This is a genomic window from Aromatoleum evansii, from assembly GCF_012910805.1.
In the GTDB taxonomy this organism is placed as follows: domain Bacteria; phylum Pseudomonadota; class Gammaproteobacteria; order Burkholderiales; family Rhodocyclaceae; genus Aromatoleum; species Aromatoleum evansii.
Map to the genome: position 1 here is coordinate 1 of NZ_WTVK01000012.1, position 13,880 is coordinate 13,880.

General features: G+C 69.2%; 14 protein-coding genes. 2 read left to right on the plus strand and 12 right to left on the minus strand.

The features are described 5' to 3' along the window. Nucleotides 1-202: 202 nt before the first annotated feature. The 11 genes from ctaD to GO615_RS07725 all read right to left on the minus strand — a co-directional run bounded on the left by ctaD (nucleotide 203) and on the right by GO615_RS07725 (nucleotide 10,241). Nucleotides 203-1,780, minus strand: coding sequence for a cytochrome c oxidase subunit I (gene ctaD / locus GO615_RS07675; protein ID WP_169126630.1), 1,578 nt, complete (start codon nucleotides 1,778-1,780; stop codon nucleotides 203-205). A gap of 65 nt (nucleotides 1,781-1,845) precedes the next feature. Continuing rightward, the gene (gene coxB / locus GO615_RS07680) at nucleotides 1,846-2,973 is read right to left on the minus strand and encodes a cytochrome c oxidase subunit II (RefSeq protein WP_169126632.1); all 1,128 of its coding nucleotides are present in this window, start codon (nucleotides 2,971-2,973) and stop codon (nucleotides 1,846-1,848) included. 157 nt (nucleotides 2,974-3,130) lie between these two features. Then, nucleotides 3,131-3,550, minus strand: a complete 420-nt coding sequence (locus GO615_RS07685) for a nuclear transport factor 2 family protein (protein WP_169126634.1) — start codon at nucleotides 3,548-3,550, stop codon at nucleotides 3,131-3,133. Further along, nucleotides 3,547-4,335 carry an SDR family NAD(P)-dependent oxidoreductase gene (locus GO615_RS07690; protein ID WP_169126636.1) on the minus strand — a complete coding sequence of 263 codons (789 nt, stop codon included), beginning with the start codon at nucleotides 4,333-4,335 and terminating at the stop codon, nucleotides 3,547-3,549. Before GO615_RS07690 ends, GO615_RS07685 begins: the two co-directional genes overlap by 4 nt. Further along, nucleotides 4,322-4,843, minus strand: coding sequence for a DUF3833 domain-containing protein (locus GO615_RS07695; RefSeq protein WP_407281113.1), 522 nt, complete (start codon nucleotides 4,841-4,843; stop codon nucleotides 4,322-4,324). Before GO615_RS07695 ends, GO615_RS07690 begins: the two co-directional genes overlap by 14 nt. Continuing rightward, a complete protein-coding gene (locus tag GO615_RS07700) occupies nucleotides 4,843-6,114 on the minus strand; it encodes an MFS transporter (protein ID WP_169126640.1) in 1,272 nt (423 codons plus the stop codon). Before GO615_RS07700 ends, GO615_RS07695 begins: the two co-directional genes overlap by 1 nt. After that, the gene (locus GO615_RS07705; protein ID WP_169126642.1) at nucleotides 6,104-6,688 is read right to left on the minus strand and encodes a chalcone isomerase family protein; all 585 of its coding nucleotides are present in this window, start codon (nucleotides 6,686-6,688) and stop codon (nucleotides 6,104-6,106) included. The genes GO615_RS07700 and GO615_RS07705 overlap by 11 nt, the downstream gene beginning before the upstream one ends. Beyond that, nucleotides 6,657-7,877 carry an SAM-dependent methyltransferase gene (locus GO615_RS07710; RefSeq protein ID WP_169126644.1) on the minus strand — a complete coding sequence of 407 codons (1,221 nt, stop codon included), beginning with the start codon at nucleotides 7,875-7,877 and terminating at the stop codon, nucleotides 6,657-6,659. Before GO615_RS07710 ends, GO615_RS07705 begins: the two co-directional genes overlap by 32 nt. Continuing rightward, on the minus strand, nucleotides 7,874-8,656 hold the full coding sequence (locus GO615_RS07715) for a DUF1365 domain-containing protein (RefSeq protein ID WP_211166996.1): 783 nt from the start codon (nucleotides 8,654-8,656) through the stop codon (nucleotides 7,874-7,876). The genes GO615_RS07710 and GO615_RS07715 overlap by 4 nt, the downstream gene beginning before the upstream one ends. Further along, on the minus strand, nucleotides 8,653-9,999 hold the full coding sequence (locus GO615_RS07720; RefSeq protein ID WP_169126646.1) for an NAD(P)/FAD-dependent oxidoreductase: 1,347 nt from the start codon (nucleotides 9,997-9,999) through the stop codon (nucleotides 8,653-8,655). The genes GO615_RS07715 and GO615_RS07720 overlap by 4 nt, the downstream gene beginning before the upstream one ends. Next, nucleotides 9,996-10,241, minus strand: a complete 246-nt coding sequence (locus tag GO615_RS07725) for a hypothetical protein (RefSeq protein WP_169126648.1) — start codon at nucleotides 10,239-10,241, stop codon at nucleotides 9,996-9,998. The genes GO615_RS07720 and GO615_RS07725 overlap by 4 nt, the downstream gene beginning before the upstream one ends. A 77-nt stretch (nucleotides 10,242-10,318) precedes the next feature. Here GO615_RS07725 and GO615_RS07730 point away from each other — a divergent pair, with 77 nt between their 5' ends. Then, a complete protein-coding gene (locus GO615_RS07730; RefSeq protein WP_169126650.1) occupies nucleotides 10,319-11,236 on the plus strand; it encodes a MerR family transcriptional regulator in 918 nt (305 codons plus the stop codon). Between the two features lie 86 nt (nucleotides 11,237-11,322). Beyond that, nucleotides 11,323-11,811, plus strand: coding sequence for a D-glycero-beta-D-manno-heptose 1-phosphate adenylyltransferase (gene rfaE2, locus GO615_RS07735; protein ID WP_169126652.1), 489 nt, complete (start codon nucleotides 11,323-11,325; stop codon nucleotides 11,809-11,811). A 15-nt stretch (nucleotides 11,812-11,826) separates the two neighbouring features. Here rfaE2 and GO615_RS07740 read toward each other — a convergent pair whose 3' ends face one another. Further along, the gene (locus tag GO615_RS07740) at nucleotides 11,827-13,821 is read right to left on the minus strand and encodes a sensor histidine kinase (protein WP_169126654.1); all 1,995 of its coding nucleotides are present in this window, start codon (nucleotides 13,819-13,821) and stop codon (nucleotides 11,827-11,829) included. Nucleotides 13,822-13,880 lie beyond the last annotated feature (59 nt).

A 13,880-nucleotide genomic window follows, 5' to 3' on the forward strand; every position in this document is an offset into this window, starting at 1 on the left:
GTCGTCGGGGCGGGGCATCGCTTCGGAGCCAGTCATGGTCGGGGCTGACGCGGCTATGGCTGTAATCCGCGGCGCGCCGGGTATCCGCTCTGCGGGCTGCGGAACTCGCCCTGCGGGCTCAGACAGTCCTCGCCCGCGCCGCGAATACCCGACACACCGCTCGCGGTGTCGATTGCTGGACGGGGGATCATCCGCGGGCGATTCATCTCACCACCGGCGCTTCTTCGAAAGTGTGGTGCGGCGCGGGCGACGGGACAGTCCATTCCAGCCCTTCGGCGCCCTCCCAGGCACGCGCCGCAGCCTTTTCGCCGCCACGCACGCATTTGACGACGGCGACGAGGAAGATGAGCTGCGAGAGGCCGAAGCCGAAGGCGCCGATCGAGGCCAGCATGTTGAAATCGGCAAACTGCAGCGCGTAGTCGGGGATGCGGCGCGGCATGCCGGCGAGCCCGAGGAAATGCATCGGAAAGAAGGTGATGTTGAAGAAGACGATCGAGCACCAGAAGTGCAGCTTGCCGATGCGCTCATCGGGCATGTGACCGGTCCACTTCGGCAGCCAGTAGTAGGCGCCGGCGAAGAGCGCGAAGAGGCTGCCGGCGACGAGGACGTAGTGGAAGTGGGCGACCACGTAATAGGTGTCCTGCACCTGGATGTCGATCGGCGCGATGGCGCAGATTAGGCCGGTGAAGCCGCCCATCGTGAACACGAAGATGAAGCCGACCGCCCACAGCATCGGCGTCTCGAAGCTCATCGAGCCGCGCCACATCGTCGCGACCCAATTGAACACCTTCACGCCGGTGGGCACGGCGATGAGCATTGTCGCGTACATGAAGAAGAGTTGGCCGGCCGCGGGCATGCCGGTGGTGAACATGTGGTGGGCCCACACGCTGAAGGAGAGGATCGCGATCGAGGCGGTGGCGTACACCATCGAGGCGTAGCCGAACAGCGGCTTCCTCGCGAAGGTGGGGATGATCTGGCTGATGATGCCGAAGGCCGGGAGGATCATGATGTAGACCTCCGGGTGGCCGAAGAACCAGAAGATGTGCTGGTACATGACCGGGTCGCCGCCGCCCGCGGCGCTGAAGAAGCTGGTGCCGAAGTGGCGGTCGGTGAGGACCATGGTCACGGCCCCTGCAAGCACCGGCATCACGGCGATGAGCAGGTAGGCGGTGATGAGCCAGGTCCAGCAGAAGAGCGGCATCTTCATCATCGTCATGCCGGGCGCGCGCATGTTGAGGATGGTGACGACGATGTTGATGGCGCCCATGATGGAACTCACGCCCATGATGTGGATCGCGAAGATCGCCAGATCCATACCCATGCCCATCTGCACCGAGAGCGGTGCGTAGAGCGTCCAGCCCGCCGCGGTGGCGCCGCCGGGGACGAAGAAGGAGCCGATCAGCAGGATCGCGGCCGGCGGCAGCAGCCAGAAGCTCCAGTTGTTCATGCGCGCGAACGCCATGTCGGAGGCGCCGATCATCAGCGGGATCTGCCAGTTCGCGAAGCCGACGAAGGCCGGCATGATGGCGCCGAACACCATCACGAGGCCGTGCATGGTCGTGAGCTGGTTGAAGAATTCGGGTTGCACGACCTGCAGGCCGGGCTGGAAGAGCTCGGCGCGGATCGTCAGCGCCATCACGCCTCCCGAGAGGAACATGATGAAGCTGAAGACCAGGTACATCGTGCCGATGTCCTTGTGGTTGGTCGTCGTGATCCAGCGCATCAGGCCGGTGGGGCCGTGATGGTCGCCGTGCGCGTGATCGGACATGACTGCCGCCATGCTACCTCCTTGACGAGTCGGACCTTCGGACTGCTTCGCCTGCTTCCGTTTGCCTTGACTGACCTCTACTTGCCCTTGGCCGCCGCGATCTGCGCGGGCTGGACGGCTTCACCGGTCTTGTTGCTCCAGCTGTTGCGCGTGTAGGTGATGACGGCGGCGATGTCGGCCTCGGACAGCAGCGCACCGAAGGCCGCCATCGGCGTACCCGGCCGGCCATTGAGCACCACGGCGATCTGCCCGGCCACCTCGCCGAGCACCACCTTCGAACCGTCCAGCGGCGGGAAGGCGGGCGGCAGGCCCTTGCCGTCGGCCTGGTGGCAGGCGACGCAGTTCGCGGCGTAGACCTTCGCGCCATGCTCGACGAGTTCGGCAAGTGTCCATTCGCGCGCACCGGCGCTGGCCGCCGCGGCCATCGCTGCCTGCTGCTCGGCGACCCACTTGCCATAGGCCTCCTGCGACACGACATGCACCTCGATGGGCATGAAACCGTGGTCCTTGCCGCACAGCTCGGCGCAGTTGCCACGGTAGATGCCTTCCTTGTCGGCGCGGAACCAGGCGTCGCGGATGAAGCCGGGGATGGCGTCCTGCTTGACGCCGAAGGCGGGCAGCCACCAGGCGTGGATGACGTCCGCCGCGGTCGTCAGCACCCGGATCTTCTTGCCGACCGGCACGACGACGGGGTTGTCGACCTCGACCAGGTAGTGCTCTCCCTTGGCCGTCTTTCCGTCGATCTGCTCGCGCGACGTCGACAGGTTGGAGACGAAGCGGATGCCCTGCCCTTCGCCCTGCAGGTAGTCGTAGCCCCATTTCCACTGGTAGCCGGTGGCCTTGATGGTGATGTCGGGATCGCGCGTGTCCTTCATCTCCAGCACGGTCTTCGTCGCCGGCCAGGCCATGCCGAGGAGGATGAGGACGGGAATCACGGTCCAGGCGATCTCGACCGCAGTGTTCTCGTGGAAGTGGGCGGCGATCGCGCCCTTCGACTTGCGGTGGTGGACCACCGCCCAGAACATCACGCCGAAGACGATCACGAAGATGAACAGGCAGATCAGCAACATGAGCGTATGCATGTCGTAGATCTGCGCGGCGATGCCGGTGGCAGGGGGTTGGAGGTTGTAGCGGCTTTGGGCCAGGAGGGCCGGCGACGCGAGCAGCAGGAATACGGCTAGTGCATGACGACCGGCAAGACCCATGTCCCTACCCCCATCGAATGCGGCGGCTCGGCGAGCCGTATTTCAGCGAATACGAATTGATGATGCCATAGCGGGATCGCCGGTCGCAAGACGACTTTTGAGATTTGTCAATATGCTGCAGCGCACGATGTGATAAATGCCCGCCCCGCAGTAGCCCTCAATGTGCGGATAGGCGGCGACGCAGGGCGCGCAGGACGGCCCCGACGACGGGTATATGCTCGTAGAGCTGGCGAGCGGGGTCCCAGTGGTCGATGTGCTCGACGACCCGCCCTTCGGCATCGAAGCGCAGGTGCGTGACACCGAGGATCTCACGCCGCGCGAAGGCCGCGCCGAAGCGGAAGGTCCAGGCCAGCATGGCCTCGCGGTCGTGCGCGAGACAGCTCGTCACCTCGAAGCATGGCGCGTCGACCACGGCGAACATGTGGCGGAAGATGCGCGCGATCGCATCCACGCCGGTGACGTCGTTGAAGGGATCGACGAAGCGCGCGCTGGGCGCATAGAAGTCGGCGAGACGCGCAAGCGACTCCGGCGTGAGCGTCGCATAGAAGTCGGCGAGGCGTTCGGCGCAAGGCGTCATGCGCCCGTCGCCCGCCGCACGAGCGGGAAGGACAGCCGGTAGGGCAGGATGCGCAGCAGCTTCATGATGCGCGTGAAACGGCGCGGGAAGTGGGTCTCGAAGTCGCCGCGCGCGAATCCGGCAACGATTTCGGCCGCCGCGTCCTCGGGCTGGATCAGGGCCGGCATCGCGAAGCGGTTCTGCGCCGTGAGCCGTGTGGCGACGAAGCCGGGGCTGACGAGGTGGACGGCGACGCCGCGCGGGGCGAGGTCGAGATACAGGGACTCGGCGAAATTGACCAGCGCGGCCTTCGACGGGCCGTAGGCCGCCGCCTGGGGCAGTCCGTGGTAGGCCGCGACGCTGCCGACGATCGCGATCGCACCGCGTCCCTGGGCAAGGAGGGTCGGCACGACGCTGGTCGCGCCATCGATGACCCCGAGGAGGTTCACCGCCAGGGTCGTCCGCACCGCATCCGGCTCGAGTTCCCACGCGCGCATCGGCTGGTAGGTGCCGGCGTTGAGGATCACCACATCGATGCCGCCCCAGGCGGCGAGAACGGGGTCGCGCACGCGCGCGAATTCCGCCACGCCGCGCGTGACGTCCATCGGCAGCGGCAGACTGCCGGGGCAGTCCGCGGCAAGCGCCACGAGCCGCTCCTCATCGCGCGCCGAGAGCGCGAGCCGTGCGCCGCGCGCGGCCAGGGTGCGCGCGAGCGCCGCGCCGATGCCCGTCGAAGCGCCGACCAGCCAGACGCGCACGCCTCGCCAGTCCCGCAGCGGCGGATTGAGCGGCTCAAGGATGCGCATCGCGTTTCACGAACGACAGCGTGACCTCGCCGAGACGCACGCCGAACTTGCTCATCACCGAGCGGTTCAGCATCACACGCTCGTCCATCAGGAACATCCAGTCGTCGAAATCGACGTGCCATACCCGTTCGCCGACCGGCAACGCCAGCACGTAGCGCCAGCGCAGCGCGTTGCCGCGCGCCTCGCCCTGCGCCTCGCCGACCACATCGGCCGCGACGCCCGCGTAGCGCTGCGCGTCGTGCCGCGTGATCGTCCACACGCGCCGCTGGGTGGTGCCGTCGGAATAGGTGAAGCGCTCGTCGAGCGTGCCGACCTCGCCGCGCCAGCTCGCCTCGATCAGCACATGGAAGCGCTTCACGACCTTGCCCGAGCGGTCCTGGAACATGCCGTAGGCGTCGAGCGTGCCATTGAAATAACTGCGCAGATCGAGCGCCGGCGTCTCGGCGGCGTAGTCCTGCACTTCGATGCCGGCACAGCCGGCAATCCCCGTGGCCATCGCCAGGGTCATCAGCATCCGGCGCATGGCCGCTCCTCCTCCACAACAAGATCGCGCCGGCAGCACCACAGCAGGGTCGCCGCGAGCGCCTTCAGGGCCACCGGCAGCAGCGCATACACGCCCGCGAGCGCCGCCAGTGCGTCGGCGTCCCGGGTGCCGGGCGCGTAGCCCAGCCGGTCCAGCAGCGGCAAGGCGAGGCCCGCCGCCAGCGCGAGGTTCGCCTTCGCGACGAGGTTCCACCAGCCGAACCAGGCGCCCGCGCGCGGGCCGGCCGAACGCTCGCGCGCGAGCAGGTCCGCGAGCATGGCGGCCGGCAGGGCGAGATCCGCCCCCAGGGCCACGCCCGAAAGCACGCAGATCAGCGCGAAGCGGCCCACGTCGCCGGCGCCGAGCGTGCCGGCCCAGGCGAACACCGCCATCGCCAGCAGCATGCCGATCAGCCAGGCCCGGAGCTTGCCGAGCGCAGTGGCGCACCGTACCCACAGCGGCATGCTCGCGGCCCCGGCGAGGAAATACAGGGCCAGGAACAGGCCGGCGGCGGACTCGGCCTGCAGCACGTCGGAGACGAAGAACAGCACCGTCGCGGCGGGAATCGCGGCGGCGATGCCGTTGGCCGCGAACACCACCAGCAGTCGCACGAAGGACCGGCAGGCAAGCGCGTCACGCAGGGCCGAGCGCAGCGTCACGGCGGAGCCGGCGGTCTTCGCCGCCGCCGGCGCAAAATACAGGGTGAGGCCCGCGCCGAGGGCAAGCACGACGAGGAATACCCAGCCGAGCTGCGCGGCGCCGCCGACGGAGTCCTTGCCGAGCAACGAGGGCAAAGCGGCCGCGAGCACGACGCCCGCCAGCGCGAAGCCCTCGCGGCTGGCGACGAGGCGCGTGCGCGCGTCCGGCGTGTGCGCCAGCTCCGCCCCCCAGGCAGCGTAGTTGATGGTGGCGAGGGAATAGCCAAAGGTGACGAGCAGCAGCGACACCGCCAGCCATGCGAGGCCTGCGTCCTGCGGCGGGCCGAACAGCGCAAGGAATCCCGCGGCCAGTGGCGGCAGGGCTGCAAAGATCCACGCACGCCGCGCAACGAAGCGGTCGCTTGCCCAGCCGATGAGCGGATCGGTGATCGCATCGACGACGCGCACCGCCAGCAGGACGGCGCCGACCGCCGCAAGCGGGAGCCCCAGACCATCGGCGTAGAGCTTGGGCGCGTGCACGTAGATCGGCAGTGCCGCGAAGGCCAGCGGCAGGCCGAGGACGCCGTAGGCCAGGGCCGGCTCGCGCTCAACCTTCATCGTCGATCCCCAGCAGGCGCGCACGCAAGCCGGGCTCGCGCGTGCGCGGATCCAGCCAGATTGCGAAGAACGCGGTCGCAAAAGCGGCATCACGCAATTCGGCGGTCGGCGCTCCGCGATGGTAGAACACCACCCTGCCGTCGGGCTGCGCCAGGCCGACGATGGTGTCGCCAGCCTCGACCGACGGAAAGGCCCTTTCCAGCAGCGGGCGCCAGCGCTCGCGCCGCGCAGCGTCCGCGAGCCCGAGACGCTCCATCTCGTCGAGGCTGGCTTCCACCAGGCGCTCGCTGCGAATGGAGCGCGCGTAGCGGATCTCCAGGGCGAAGGGCTGCTCCGCCCGCCACGGCTCGGCGCCGCGCGTCCACAGACTGGCATCGTAGAGCGGAAGGCCGTACCAGCGCATGGTCCCCTGCCCCACCACGCCCCAGCCGCCGAGCCCGGGGGCGGGGAGCTCGCGCTCGCCCGCGCTTGCGTGGGCGCCCCCCAGCATGCACGCGAGCGCGAGACCGCCGGCCAGCAGCAGAGCCCGCACGCCCGCGCGCTCAGGGATGGGCAAATTCGAAGTGATGGACATCGATATCGCCCGCGAGGAAGCCCGCCTCGCAATACGCGAGATAGAAGCGCCACAGGCGCAGGAAGCGCGCGTCGAACCCCTGCGCCGCAACATCGGCATTCCTCGCGTCGAAGCGCACGCGCCAGTGCTCGAGCGTGCGCGCGTAGTCGCGGCCGAAGGCGAAATCGCCGACCGGCGCGAGCCCGACCGCTTCGGCCTGGCGGCGCATGATGGCTGGCGTCGGCAGCATTCCGCCGGGGAAGACGTAGCGCTGGATGAAATCCGTTCCCCGCCGGTAGCGCGGAAACAGGGCCTCGTCGATCGTGATCGCCTGCACCACGCAGCGGCCGCCGCGCCGCAGGCGACGCGCGAGCGTGGCGAAATAGGTCGGCCAGAAGCGCTCCCCGACTGCTTCGATCATCTCGATCGACACGACGTGATCGTATTCCCCCAGCACATCGCGGTAGTCGCACAACGCGAAGGTGGCGCGGTCGGCAAATCCTCCGCGCTCGGCGCGGGCGCGCGCATGGGCGAGCTGCGCGGGCGAGAGCGTAATGCCGAACACGAGGCAGCCGAACTCCTTGGCCGCAATCTCCGCGAACCCGCCCCAGCCGCAGCCGATCTCGAGGATCGTCTGGCCCGGTTGCGCGCCGAGGCGCTCGAGGATGCGGCGGTACTTGCGCCGCTGGGCCGCCTCGAGGGGCTCCGCGGCATCGGCGAACACCGCGGCGGAATAGCTCATCGTGGCATCGAGCCAGAGCGCGTAGAAGTCATTGCCGAGATCGTAGTGCGCCTCGATGTTGCGACGCGCCCCGCTGCGCGTGTTCGCGCGCAGCGCGTGCCACAGACGGTAGCCCGCCAGCGGCAGCAGGCGGCCATACACCGCGCGCCCCAGCCGTTCGCGGTTTTGCGCCAGCAGCGTCAGCAACGCGGTGAGGTCGTCGGCGTCCCAGAGTCCCGCGAAATAGGTCTCGCCTAGGCCGATGTCGCCGCGCGCCAGCGTCGCCGCGAAGGTCTCGTGATCCTGCACGTGCCAGTGCGCGCGTACCGGGCCATGCCCGAGTCGCGTGGTCCCGCCGCCGGGCAGTTCGAGAACGAGCGCCCCGCCCTCCAGCGATTCGAGCAGCTCCAGCGCAAGCCGGGTCGCGCGCGGCGTGCGCGCGGGCGACCACACCGTCGGCTTCGCGAGCGTGTTTTCGAGCGGATTCATCGCGTGGTTTCCTCCAGCGGGGGCAGCGGTTTGTGAAAGAAGCGGACCCGTCTCAACCACAGGCGCAGCGCCTGCCGGTGGATGCGCACGACGACGCCCAGGGTCATGAAGGGATAGCGCAGGAGCCAGGCGCACATCGCCCGGCCATCGAGGGGGCGGGCACGGCCGCCCACGGCCGTGCTGAGGCGTCGCTCGCCCCCCTCCCAGTAGTCGATCGCCACGGTCGGCGCCGCGCCCGCGGCATGGAAGCGGAAGCGGTACTCGCCCGCCACGGGAAAGAAGGGGGAGACGTGGAACACCTTCATCGCGCGCAGCTCGTCGCCGGGGCGGATCGGCCTGAGGTCCGGGTGATGGACGAGGTAATTGTGGTGTTCGCCGAAGGTGTTGTTCACTTCGGCGAGAACGACCCGCAGCGCTCCCGCACGATCGTGGCAGAACCAGAAGCTCACCGGGTTGAAGAGATGGCCCAGCATGCGCGGCATCGTCTGCAGCACGACCTCCCCGGCGGCGACCTCGCCGAGCCCGTGGCGCTCGAGCAGCGCACGCAGCCACGGCAGCAGCGGCGTGCCGTCGCGCGGACCGTGATCGCGGCTGAAGAACGAGAACACGTTCGCGCGCTCGATCCCGAGCAGCGGCACGGCCAGCTCCCCCAGCCGCGACAGGGGCAGGCGGAGAAAGGCGAGCGGATACACGAAACGGTTGCACACCGGCGCGTGGCGCTCGTGAAATACCGTGCCGAAGCACGCCGCGGGCATCAGCGGATCGTGCGCCGCATTCATGCGCCGCAAGCCTCCGCCACCCGCGCGCCCCCGCGCCACGGCACGCTGCCGCCCAGCGCCTCGACGACCGGGACGGCCGACTTGAGGCCATCCTCGTGAAACCCGTAGCCGGTCCATGCGCCCGCAAACCATGTACGACGCACGCCCTGGATGCCGCCCAACGCGCGCTGCGCCGCGATCGCCGCCGTGTCGAACACCGGATGCGCGTAGTCGAAGCTCGCCAGCACCCGCGCCGGATCCGGTTCGCGCAGGGGATTTAGCGTGACCACCACCGGCGTGTCGAAGGGGAGCGGCTGCAGGCGGTTGATCAGGTAGCTCACCGAAACCGCCCCCATCGCGCGCTCCGCGCTCTCGCCGCCCGGCGCCGCGGCGTAGTTCCACGCCGCCCACACGGCACGCCTGCGCGGCAGCAGGGCGGCATCGGTATGCAGCACCGCGCGATTGGGCTGGTAGCGCACTGCCGAAAGGATCTCGCGCTCGCCGCTCGACGCGTCGGCGCCCAGAATCGCCAGCGCCTGGTCGCTGTGACATGCGAACACCACCTCGTCGAAGCGATCGATACCTTGCGGGGTATGCACCCACACCGCGCGGGCGTCGCGGAACACCCCCAGCACCGGCGTGTCGAGACGCAGGTCGTCGAGCTGCGCGCACATCCGCCGCACGTACTCGCGCCCGCCGCCACGCACCGTGAGCCAGCGCGGGCGGTCGGCGATCTGCAGCAGGCCGTGGTTGTCGCAGAAGCGCACGAAGGTATCGAGCGGATAGTCGAGCATGGTGCGCGTCGGGCAGGACCAGATCGCCGCCGCCATCGGCAGCAGGTACCAGTCGCGGAATTCGCGGCTGTAAGCGTTCGCCCTCAGGTATTCGCCCAGCGCGAGATCGCCTCCGCCACCGCCGCGGGCGAGCCTCGTCGCTGCGCGGTTGAAGCGCAGGATGTCGTTCAGCATGCGCCAGAAGCCCGGCCGTGCCGCATTGCCCGGTTGGGCGAAGAGACTGCGCAGGCTGGTTCCCGACCACTCCAGGTCCGGCTGGGCAAGGCTCACCGAAAAGGACATCTCGGTTTCGACCGCCTCGACGCCGAGCAGGCCGAAGAGCGCGATCAGATTCGGGTAGGTGCGGCGGTTGAACACCAGGAAGCCGGTATCGACCGGATGGGTCACCCCGTCCACCGTCACGTCCACCGTGTTCGTGTGCCCCCCGGCCTGTTTGCCGGCCTCAAAGACCGTAACCTGGTGCTCGCGCGCCAGCATCCAGGCGCACGCGAGACCGGAGATCCCCGCCCCGACGACGGCGATGCGCCGCGCCCGCCGCGGCTCCCACGGGAAAGCGTCCCGCATGTTCATGACGAATGTCCCTGCGCCGCAGCCGGAGTGTAATCCCCGCGATGCACGAAGAGCTTGAGTGCAAGCGCCTCATCCACGGCATAATTGTCCTGGACAGAAACAGCAGCGGGCCCGTCAACCGTGGTCGCCGCGCTAGCGCGTGGAACAGTCAGATATGTAAACAATGCAGCGCCTGCAACGACTGTCGCCGCAAGCAGGAGGGAACGCTGCACGAACGATGATTGCAGGGCTTTGGTTTTCATTTTGTCCTGGACAAATTAAGTACACAGCCCTAACTTAGAACCATTCGTCCATCACGTCAAGCTTTTGTCCACGACAAATGAGATCACTTAACGACCAACCGGAAGGACTCGGCATCGCCGCCGTCGAGCGCGATACCGGACTGCCGAAGGACACGCTGCGCGTCTGGGAGCGTCGCTACGGTTTTCCGCGCCCGCTGCGCGACGCCAACGGCGAGCGCGTGTACCCGGCCGAACAGGTGGACAAGCTGCGCCTGATCCGCCGCCTCCTCGACCAGGGTCTGCGCCCCTCGCGCATCGTCGCCGCCACCACCGAGGAGCTCGCGCAGATGCTGGAGGCTGCCCGCGAGGCGGCACCGGCCGCCGCGCCCGCGGACTGGGGCACGCTGCTCGGCCTCATGCACCGTCAGGAGGGCGCGGCCCTGCAGCGCGCGCTGCAGCAGAACCTGCTGAAGAACGGCCTGCAGCGCTTCCTCACCGACACCCTCGTTCCGCTCACCGATGCGGTCGGGCAGGCCTGGCTGAAGGGCGAGCTGAGCGTGGCCGGCGAGCACCTGTACACCGAGCAGGTGCACAACGTGCTGCGCGGCGCCATCGCGAACCACGGCGCTCACGGCGGCTCGCCGTCCATCCTGCTCACGACCTTCCCGAACGAACTGCATTCGCTCGGCCTGCTGATGGCCGAAGCGTTGTTCGCGCCCGAGGGCGCGCAATGCACCTCGCTCGGCACCCAGACGCCGCTCGCCGACATCGAACGCGCGGCCACGCAGGGCGGCATCGACGTCGTCGCGCTGTCCTTCAGCTCGGCCTACCCCGCGCGCCAGGCGGTCGACGGCCTCAACACGCTGCGCGCGCGCCTGCCCGCCCATATCGCACTGTGGGCCGGCGGCCACGCCATGCGCGAACAGCAGCGCAAGCTGCCCGGAATCCGCGTGATCGCGGACCTGCAGGACGGCATCGCCGCCCTCGCCGAGTGGCGCGCCGGACATCCGGCATGACGCACCGCGCGGCCGATGCGGGGTGCGCGCGCTAGAATCCCGTCTTCCCCGGTCGCACGCGGCCGCCCATTCGCCATCCGGAACCGATGTCCTACCCTCGCCCCGCCTTCGAAGCCAAGATCTGTGCCCCCGACGAGCTGCGCGCCCGCGCCGCATCCCTGTCGCGTCCGCTCGTGTTCACCAACGGTTGTTTCGATATCCTGCACCGCGGGCATGTCACCTACCTCGCGCAGGCCCGCGCGCTGGGCGCGGCGATGGTCGTCGCACTGAACACCGACGCATCGGTGAAGCGCCTCGGCAAGGGCGACGACCGCCCGGTGAATCCGCTCGAGGACCGCGCTGCCGTCATGGCCGCGCTGGCGTGCGTGGACCTCGTCACGTGGTTCGACGAGGACACGCCGCTGCAACGCATCCTCGAGGCGCGCCCGGAAATCCTCGTCAAGGGTGGCGACTGGCCGGTGGAGCGGATCGTCGGCGCCACGGAAGTGCAGGGCTGGGGCGGCACCGTGCATTCCATCCCGTTCGAGCACGACCGTTCGACGACCGCGCTGCTCGGGCGCATCCGCAGCCTGTAAGGGTCGCCGCGGCGTTCAGGCGACCAGAGGCGCGGCGGTCGCGGCCGCCTGGGTGGTCACCGGTGCGACACGCGGCAGGCGCACCCGCATCCTCGTGCCCTCGCCCGGGCGGCTGTCCACGCTGATCGCGCCGCCGAGCACGTTCGACAGCAGGTTGTGCACGATGTGCAAGCCCAGGCCGCTGCCGCCCTTGCCGAGGCGGGAGGTGAAGAAGGGCTCGAAGATGCGCCCCTGCAGCTCTTCCGGGATGCCGCGTCCGTCGTCCGCCACTTCGAGTTCGATCCAGTCGCCCTCGCCTGCGCGCCCGACGATGCGCACCTCGCCTTCGCTGCGCCCTTCCAGCCCGTGCAGCACCGCGTTGTTGATGAGATTGGCGAGCACCTGGCCGAGCGCCCCCGGATAGCTGTCGAGCCGCAGCGAGGCGTCCACGTCGGTGGCGAGGCGGAAGGGCAGCCGCTTCAGCGAGGGCCGCAAGGTCATGACGATCTCGTCGACGACCTCGCCGAGCGTGAATTCGCGGCGCTGCGCGCTCGACTGATCCACCGCCACCTGCTTGAAGCTGGCGACGAGCGCGGCGGAGCGCTCGAGGTTGCGCTCGATGATCGCATTGGCCGCCTCGGTATCCTCGAGATAGCGCTCCAGGGTGGAGCGGCGCAACCCCGATTCGAGTTCGCGGCGCAGACTGCGCGTGTGGTCGCGTACCGTGTTCGCGGCGATCAGGCTGTTGCCCAGCGGCGTGCCGAGTTCGTGCGCGACCCCCGCGACGAGCGCCCCGAGCGCGGCCATCTTCTCCGACCGCACGAGCTCTTCCTGCGCCCGACGCAGGCTGTCGAGCGCCTCGGAGAGCTCCCCGTTGCTCCGGTGCAACGCCTCCGTGCGTTCCGCGACGCGCGCCTCGAGCGTCTGGTTGAGGTCCTGCAGCGCCGCCTGGCTGGCCACGATCGCCCCCTCGCGCTCGCGTATCGCCTGCCCCATGTGCTGGAAGGCCGCTGCAAGCCGGTTGAACTCGCGCACGCGCGAGGAACGCCACTCCAGGTCGTAACGCCCCCGCTCGACGCCGCGCGCGAAGATCGACAGGTCGCGGAACAGGCGCCCGAAATAGCCCGCCTGGATCGCGGCCCCGATCAGGCCCACGATCCACGCCGTCGCCAGCCCGACGAGCATGATGACCTCGGCCGTGCGCGAGGCGCGGAACGCCTCCGACTGCGGCCGGATCACGAGCACCTGCCAGCCCAGCGGTGACACCGGCACGCTGCTGCCGATCATGTCGACACCATCCACCTTCAGCAGCACCTGGCGGGTGCCGTCCTCGTGATCGTGGTGCACTTCATGCGGCACGTCGGCGAGTGCGGGCACCGTCCCCGCCTTCAGGCCGGCGGTGTCGCCGAGCAGGGCGCCGCGGCTGTCCAGCAGCAGCGTGCGCAGACCGCCGTCATCCATGACGCCCGCGACCGCATGCAGCAGTGGTCCCGGCGCCAGCTCCCCGAAAAGCGTCACCCCCGCATGGCGGACGGCGACGATCGCCAGTGCATCGCTCGCGGACGGCGACAGCACGACGTCCGACCAATGCACTCCCGGCGCGCGCTGCATCGCCACCACCAGCGGATGCGCCGAGACGTCGCGCCCGATGAACTCGCCGCGCGAGCGGCGACGCTCCGGCGGCATGCCCGCGGCGAAGATCCTGCATCGCTCATCGACCGCATACACGGCGGCGAGGCCGTCGTTGCTGTCGACAAGCCGATCCAGCAGCACCGAAACCGCCCCGGGGCTCCACGGGTCGCCCGTCACGAGCACCTGCGAAATCGCACGCACCGCCGCCTCCGGGCGAGTGACCTGCGCCTCGATCTGGGCCGCCACCGCATGCGACAGCTGGTGCTGGCGCAGGGCGGTGTCGCGGTCGATCTGCGGCAGCAGCCAGAATTCCATCAAGCCATAGACGACCGCAAAGGTCAGCGTCGCGACCAGCAGCGAGCGCAGGAAGAGCAGCCGGGAAAGGCGGACCGGACGCATCAGGCCGGGCGCACGCGGGATCCGGCAGACGAGTGGCGGCGAGCCGCGCCCGTCATCGC